Genomic DNA, 6,000 nt, shown 5'->3' on the forward strand with positions numbered 1-6,000 from the left:
AAATATAGAGATGTCGGCAATTTTAAAACTTAAATTTTTTTTTGAAAAATATGGTTTCCATGTTTCTTCAAGATTAGCAGATAAACTTGGAATGCGCGTAACAAGTGTTCGATTGTTTTTTATCTATATTTCTTTTGTTACAGCAGGTCTAGGATTTGGGATGTATTTAACCCTTGCTTTCTGGATTAGATTGAAAGATCTGATTCGTTCAAAAAGAACATCAGTATTTGATTTATAAAAAAAAGCTCCAAATTTTAATTTGGAGCTTTTTTTATGACTAGAATTGAAAATTATTCAATATCCGCATCTGTATTATTAAGTCTAGATCTTTTCTTGCTATAGCCAAAGTATACAATTATACCAAGAATAAGCCATCCGAAAGATAATAACTGTGCATCTTTACTTAAATTAAAAATTAAATAAGAATTGATTGCAATTCCTAATACCGCAATAACTGGTAAAGCAGGAACTTTGAATGTTCTGGTTAATCCAGGTTGTTTTACTCTTAAAATCCAAACAGCGATACAAACCATAGTAAAGGCAAACAAAGTACCAAAACTTGTCATGTCAGCCAATTTGTTGATTGGTGTAAAAGCAGCAACAGTTGCGATAATAATTCCAAGAATCATTAAGTTTGTTTTTGGAGTTCCAGAAATTGGGTTTACTTTAGAGAAAACAGAAGGAATTAAACCATCTTTAGACATTCCAAGGAAAATTCTAGATTGTCCCATAATCATTACCATTAATACAGAAACTAGACCAATTGTAGCAGCAACTGTAATTATGAAACCAGCCCATCCTTGTCCAGCAATATCAAACGCATAAGCAACAGGAGCTTTAATAGCTTCAGGGTATTTTCCTAGCGGATTAAAATCTTGGTAGTTCATCATTCCTGTTAATACTAAAGAAACAAGAATATATAGAGTAGTACAAATTAATAAGGAAGCGATAATTGCAAAAGGAACGTCTTTTTTAGGATTAATAGCTTCTCCAGCTTGTGTAGAAACGGCATCAAAACCTACATAAGCAAAGAAAATAGCTGCGGCTCCAGAGATGATACCTCCAATTCCGTAAGCATTGTGAGTAGTTTCTTTTTCAATAATCTGAGTTGCTTCAGGAATAAACGGACTCCAGTTTGCTGTATTAATAAAGAAAAGACCAGCAATAATTACAAAGATTACAGCAGACACTTTAAGAATAACAATTGCGTTATTCGCTTTGGCAGCGCTTTTTGTACCTTTAATAAGCAATGAAATAACTAAAAGAACGATCAAGAAAGCAGGAAGATTCATAGAGAAACCTTCTCCAGTATAACTTGCAGGATCTGTAGTAAGCCAATCAGGAAGTTTTATATGAAATAATTTTAACAGTTTGTTAAAGTAGCCGGACCAGGAAACTGCTACAGTCATAGATCCCATTGCATATTCGAGAATTAATCCCCATCCAATAATCCAGGCAAAAACTTCTCCAATTGTACCGTAAGCGTATGCATATGCAGACCCCTCAACAGGTAAAATAGAAGCAAATTCAGAATAGCAAAGAGCCGCAAAAACACAAGCAATACCTGCGATGATAAACGAAATTGCTAATGCTGGACCTGCATGATAATAAGCCCCAGTACCTGTAAGTACAAAAATTCCACCGCCGATAATGGCACCAACACCAATGGCAGTAAGACTCCATTTTCCTAGGACCCTCTTTAAATCACTCTTTTTCATATCGGCCTCAAAGGCTGATATAGGTTTAACTCTCCAAATTGACATATAATTTTATTGGTTTATTTGTTATTAAGTGCCAAATGTATTGTTTTTTGTAAAAAATAAAAACAATTATCATATTTTAAGTTATAAAATCTTTGATTTTTTTACAGTACTCGTAAGAAACATTCTTCAAGTATTGATATTCATTAAATTAATTAGGCTTTTGTAATAGATTCGATAATTTTTTGAAAACAGTTTTTCCTGGTAATTTTCTTAATAAATTTGAAAGATTTTTCTTAATTTGTTTTTCAGGAGTAATTTTAATCATGAATTTTAAGTCTTTAAATAAGTATTTCTATTTCACAAAACAGCAACGAATAGGCATTTTCATGCTTTTCATCATAATGATAGGGTTACAGTTGTTTTATTTTTTATCTGATTTTAATATTTCAGAAGTTAAAAGCTCTGAAAAAGAAGAGTGGCTTGCGCTTCAGTCAGAAATCGATCAAGAGAAATTGACCAATAAAAAGGCAAAACCAATTAATTATCCTTTCAATCCTAATTTTATTTCTGATTATAAAGGATATAAGCTTGGAATGTCGGTTGAAGAAATTGATCGTTTAATGGCATTTAGAAAAGAGAATAAGTATGTAAACTCAGCAGAAGAATTTCAAAAAGTTACCGGAGTTTCAGATTCACTATTAAATGTAATTTCTCCTTTATTTAAATTTCCAGATTGGAAACAGAATAAAAATAATTATAGCATTGAGAAAAAAGATTTTAGTATAAAAAGTTTTTCAAAAAACGAAAGGGTTGAAATATTAGATATCAATCAAGCTACTAAAGAAGATTTAATGAAAATCTACGGAATAGGAGAAGGACTTTCAACAAGAATATTAAACCAGAAAGAAATTTTAGGCACTTTTGTGTCAATGGAGCAGTTGAAAGATGTTTGGGGACTTTCGCCAGAAGTTATAAGTGAGCTAAATAGTCATTTTAAAGTTGTGATTCCTTCATCTTTGAAGAAAATAAATGTAAATGAGGCGTCATTAAAAGAATTAGCTCAATTTTCGTACTTTAAATATGGACTCGCAAAACAAATTGTAACGTATAGAAGTATGAATGGAAATTTTAATAATATTGAGGATTTGATAAAAATTAAAGATTTTCCTGTTGAAAAAGCAAAAATAATTAGTTTATATTTGGAGTTCTAAAAGAAACTAACTCATGAACTTTGATTACAACGAAACGCAAATAATGATTGCACAGTCTATAAAAGACTTTGCAGAAAAAAATATTAGACCTTATATAATGGAATGGGATGAGGCACAAATTTTCCCAATTCAATTATTTAAACAACTTGGCGAAATGGGCTTCATGGGAGTTTTGGTTCCAGAGGAATATGGAGGGTCAGGTTTAGGTTATCATGAATATGTTACAATAATTGAAGAAATTTCAAAAGTAGATCCTTCAATTGGATTGTCAGTTGCAGCACACAATTCTTTATGTACAAATCATATTTTAACTTTTGGAAACGAAGAACAAAAGAAAAAATGGCTGCCAAAATTAGCTACAGCAGAATATATAGGAGCTTGGGGGTTAACAGAACATAATACAGGTTCTGATGCTGGCGGAATGAATACAACTGCAGTAAAGGATGGTGAGCATTGGATTGTAAATGGTGCGAAAAATTTTATTACGCACGGTATATCTGGTGATGTTGCCGTTGTGATTGTTCGTACTGGAGAAAAAGGCGATTCTAAAGGAATGACGGCTTTTGTGTTTGAAAAGGGCATGAAAGGTTTTTCATCTGGTAAAAAAGAAAATAAATTAGGAATGAGAGCAAGCGAAACAGCTGAATTGGTTTTTGATGGCTGTCGTGTTCCTGATGCAAATAGATTAGGAGAAGTTGGTGAAGGTTTTGTTCAGGCTATGAAAATTCTTGACGGAGGAAGAATCTCTATCGGAGCTCTGTCTTTAGGAATTGCAAAAGGAGCTTATGAAGCAGCATTGAAATATTCAAAAGAAAGACATCAGTTTGGTCAGCCTATTAGTAATTTCCAAGGAATCTCTTTTAAGTTGGCAGATATGGCAACAGAAATTGAAGCTTCGGAATTGCTTTTGCATAAAGCGGCTTATTTAAAACAACAGCATAAGCCTGTAACAACATCAGGCGCAATGGCAAAAATGTATGCCTCTGAGGCATGTGTGAAAATTGCAAATGATGCGGTTCAAATTCACGGCGGTTATGGTTATACCAAAGACTTTCCGGTAGAAAAATTCTATAGAGATTCTAAATTATGTACTATAGGGGAAGGAACAACCGAAATTCAAAAGCTTGTTATTTCTAGAAATTTATTAAAATAATAAATTTTAAAGCCCGAATTGTGGGAGATAATAATAGGTTTTGTTTCTTTTTTGAGTTAGAAAAAAAATAATTCATAATTTATAACTCATAATTCATAATTAATATATACATTTGCAGCCTTAACGAGAGGAGGTGTCTATATTATGTTAATTATACCAATTAAAGACGGAGAAAATATCGATAGAGCATTAAAGCGCTATAAAAGAAAATTTGATAAAACAGGAACTGTTCGTCAATTAAGAGCACGTACTGCTTTTATTAAGCCTTCTGTTATCAAAAGAGCTCAAATCCAAAAAGCGGCTTACATTCAAGGCTTGAAAGATAGTTTAGAAAGTTAATATCAGCTTTTCGAAAATAATTACCGTTAGTGGTCAAAATGTTTTAATTTTGATGCTAACGGTTTTTTTTTATGCCTAATTTTTAGATTTTATGAAAACGAATAAAGAAGCTTTTTCGGATTATCTTTTGTTGGAAAAAAAATATTCTTCGCATACTGTTGGTGCTTACTTGAATGATATAATGGCTTTTGAGTCTTTTGTGAAGGAGTCTTTTGAGCAAGAAAGTATTGATTTGGTGAATTATAGTCAAGTAAGAAGTTGGATTGTTTTTTTGGTGGATCGGGATATTTCAAATGTTTCGATTAATAGAAAGATGGCTTCTTTGAAAGCTTTTTATAAGTTTCTTTTAAAGGCAAAGCAGATTGAAGTTAGTCCGATGTTGAAGCATAAGTCTTTGAAGACTCCGAAAGTAGTTCAGGTTCCTTTTTCGGAAAAAGAATTAAAAGATTTGCTGGATGTGATGGAGGCTCCTGTTGGTTTTGAAGAAATCCGGGACAAGCTTATTGTGGAGATGTTTTATGTTACAGGAATGCGTCGCGCTGAATTGATTCATTTAATGATTAGAAATGTTGATCGTTCAAGTAATATGATTAAAGTTTTGGGAAAAAGAAACAAGGAGCGAATTATTCCGATTTTGCCAATTATTGCAGATCAAATTGATTTGTATGTAAAGGAAAGGGGTGTTTTGGAAAGTTTGGTTGATTCGGACTATTTTTTTGTTTCGAAAAAAGGGTTAAAATTGAGCGAATCTTTTGTTTATCGTTTAATAAATTCATACTTTAGTAGGGTCTCAGAAAAGGTAAAAAAAAGTCCGCATGTGCTTCGTCATACTTTTGCAACACATCTTTTAAATAATGGGGCAGATTTGAATTCAGTTAAAGAATTGCTGGGGCATTCTAGTTTGGCATCTACACAAGTTTATACTCATAATAGTCTTGCGGAACTTAAAAAAGTATATAAGGGTGCGCATCCGAGAAGTAAATAGCGGTTCTAAATGTTAATCCTAAAATTTTTATTATGAAGGTAGATGTTCATGCAGTTAATTTTACTGTCGACAGAAAATTGGTCGATTTTATCCAAGAAAGAATGGGTAAGCTAGAGAAATACTACGATCGTGTGGTTTCATCAGATGTTTTTTTAAAAGTGGAAAGAACAAGTGATAAAGAAAATAAGGTGGTGGAGATAAAGATTAATGTTCCTGGTGATGATTTTTTGGTAAAAAAACAATGTAAAACATTTGAAGAAGCGGTTGAGCTTTCTGCAGAGTCGTTAGAACGTTTGCTTGTAAAAAGGAAGGAAAAAATTAGAGCGCACATTTAATTGAAATTTTTTTCAAAAAATGTTTTGATTAAAAGATAAAATAGCTACATTTGCAGTCCGTTAGAAATAGCGGACTTTTTTAATGTATTCGCCGATGTAGCTCAGCTGGCTAGAGCAGCTGATTTGTAATCAGCAGGTCGTGGGTTCGAGTCCCTCTATCGGCTCAGAAAATTTCAAATGCGATTTGGAATAAGTTCTTTAAAATTAAGGGGAGATACTCAAGCGGCCAACGAGGGCAGACTGTAAATCTGCTGTGTGAACTTCGCAGGTTCGA

At 32.7% G+C, this 6,000-nt stretch carries 7 protein-coding genes and 1 tRNA gene; 7 read left to right on the forward strand and 1 reads right to left on the reverse strand.

Annotation, left to right across the window (positions count from 1 at the left end; genetic code table 11):
• Nucleotides 1-10 precede the first annotated feature (10 nt).
• Nucleotides 11-238: a PspC domain-containing protein gene (locus DMA14_RS01760; protein ID WP_111422650.1), complete on the forward strand. Its 228-nt coding sequence runs from the start codon at nucleotides 11-13 to the stop codon at nucleotides 236-238.
• 52 nt (nucleotides 239-290) lie between these two features.
• Here DMA14_RS01760 and DMA14_RS01765 read toward each other — a convergent pair whose 3' ends face one another.
• On the reverse strand, nucleotides 291-1,763 hold the full coding sequence (locus DMA14_RS01765; RefSeq protein ID WP_111422651.1) for an APC family permease: 1,473 nt from the start codon (nucleotides 1,761-1,763) through the stop codon (nucleotides 291-293).
• 263 nt (nucleotides 1,764-2,026) lie between these two features.
• On the opposite strand from DMA14_RS01765, the gene DMA14_RS01770 reads away from it, so the two are divergent.
• The 6 genes from DMA14_RS01770 to DMA14_RS01795 all read left to right on the forward strand — a co-directional run bounded on the left by DMA14_RS01770 (nucleotide 2,027) and on the right by DMA14_RS01795 (nucleotide 5,890).
• Nucleotides 2,027-2,914 carry a ComEA family DNA-binding protein gene (locus tag DMA14_RS01770; protein ID WP_111422653.1) on the forward strand — a complete coding sequence of 296 codons (888 nt, stop codon included), beginning with the start codon at nucleotides 2,027-2,029 and terminating at the stop codon, nucleotides 2,912-2,914.
• Nucleotides 2,915-2,927: 13 nt separating this feature from the next.
• Entirely contained in the window at nucleotides 2,928-4,067 is a 1,140-nt protein-coding gene (locus DMA14_RS01775; RefSeq protein WP_111422655.1) for an acyl-CoA dehydrogenase family protein, read from the forward strand.
• Between the two features lie 144 nt (nucleotides 4,068-4,211).
• The gene (rpsU, locus tag DMA14_RS01780) at nucleotides 4,212-4,406 is read left to right on the forward strand and encodes a 30S ribosomal protein S21 (RefSeq protein WP_026730435.1); all 195 of its coding nucleotides are present in this window, start codon (nucleotides 4,212-4,214) and stop codon (nucleotides 4,404-4,406) included.
• A gap of 91 nt (nucleotides 4,407-4,497) precedes the next feature.
• Nucleotides 4,498-5,391, forward strand: coding sequence for a tyrosine-type recombinase/integrase (locus DMA14_RS01785; RefSeq protein WP_111422657.1), 894 nt, complete (start codon nucleotides 4,498-4,500; stop codon nucleotides 5,389-5,391).
• A gap of 32 nt (nucleotides 5,392-5,423) precedes the next feature.
• Nucleotides 5,424-5,726: a ribosome hibernation-promoting factor, HPF/YfiA family gene (gene hpf, locus DMA14_RS01790; RefSeq protein WP_008466930.1), complete on the forward strand. Its 303-nt coding sequence runs from the start codon at nucleotides 5,424-5,426 to the stop codon at nucleotides 5,724-5,726.
• A 90-nt stretch (nucleotides 5,727-5,816) separates the two neighbouring features.
• Nucleotides 5,817-5,890 (forward strand) — tRNA-Thr (locus tag DMA14_RS01795).
• Nucleotides 5,891-6,000: the final 110 nt, after the last annotated feature.

Origin of the sequence: Flavobacterium sharifuzzamanii (assembly GCF_003254585.1) — a bacterium.
Lineage (GTDB): Bacteria > Bacteroidota > Bacteroidia > Flavobacteriales > Flavobacteriaceae > Flavobacterium > Flavobacterium sharifuzzamanii.

Excerpts from the sequence above, each read along its gene's own strand:
- DMA14_RS01775 (WP_111422655.1), top strand. The coding sequence starts at position 2,928 with ATGAACTTTGATTACAACGAAACGCAAATAATGATTGCACAGTCTATA.
- hpf (WP_008466930.1), top strand. The coding sequence starts at position 5,424 with ATGAAGGTAGATGTTCATGCAGTTAATTTTACTGTCGACAGAAAATTG.
- DMA14_RS01765 (WP_111422651.1), bottom strand. The coding sequence starts at position 1,763 with ATGTCAATTTGGAGAGTTAAACCTATATCAGCCTTTGAGGCCGATATG.
- rpsU (WP_026730435.1), top strand. The coding sequence starts at position 4,212 with ATGTTAATTATACCAATTAAAGACGGAGAAAATATCGATAGAGCATTA.
- DMA14_RS01770 (WP_111422653.1), top strand. The coding sequence starts at position 2,027 with ATGAATTTTAAGTCTTTAAATAAGTATTTCTATTTCACAAAACAGCAA.
- DMA14_RS01760 (WP_111422650.1), top strand. The coding sequence starts at position 11 with ATGTCGGCAATTTTAAAACTTAAATTTTTTTTTGAAAAATATGGTTTC.
- DMA14_RS01785 (WP_111422657.1), top strand. The coding sequence starts at position 4,498 with ATGAAAACGAATAAAGAAGCTTTTTCGGATTATCTTTTGTTGGAAAAA.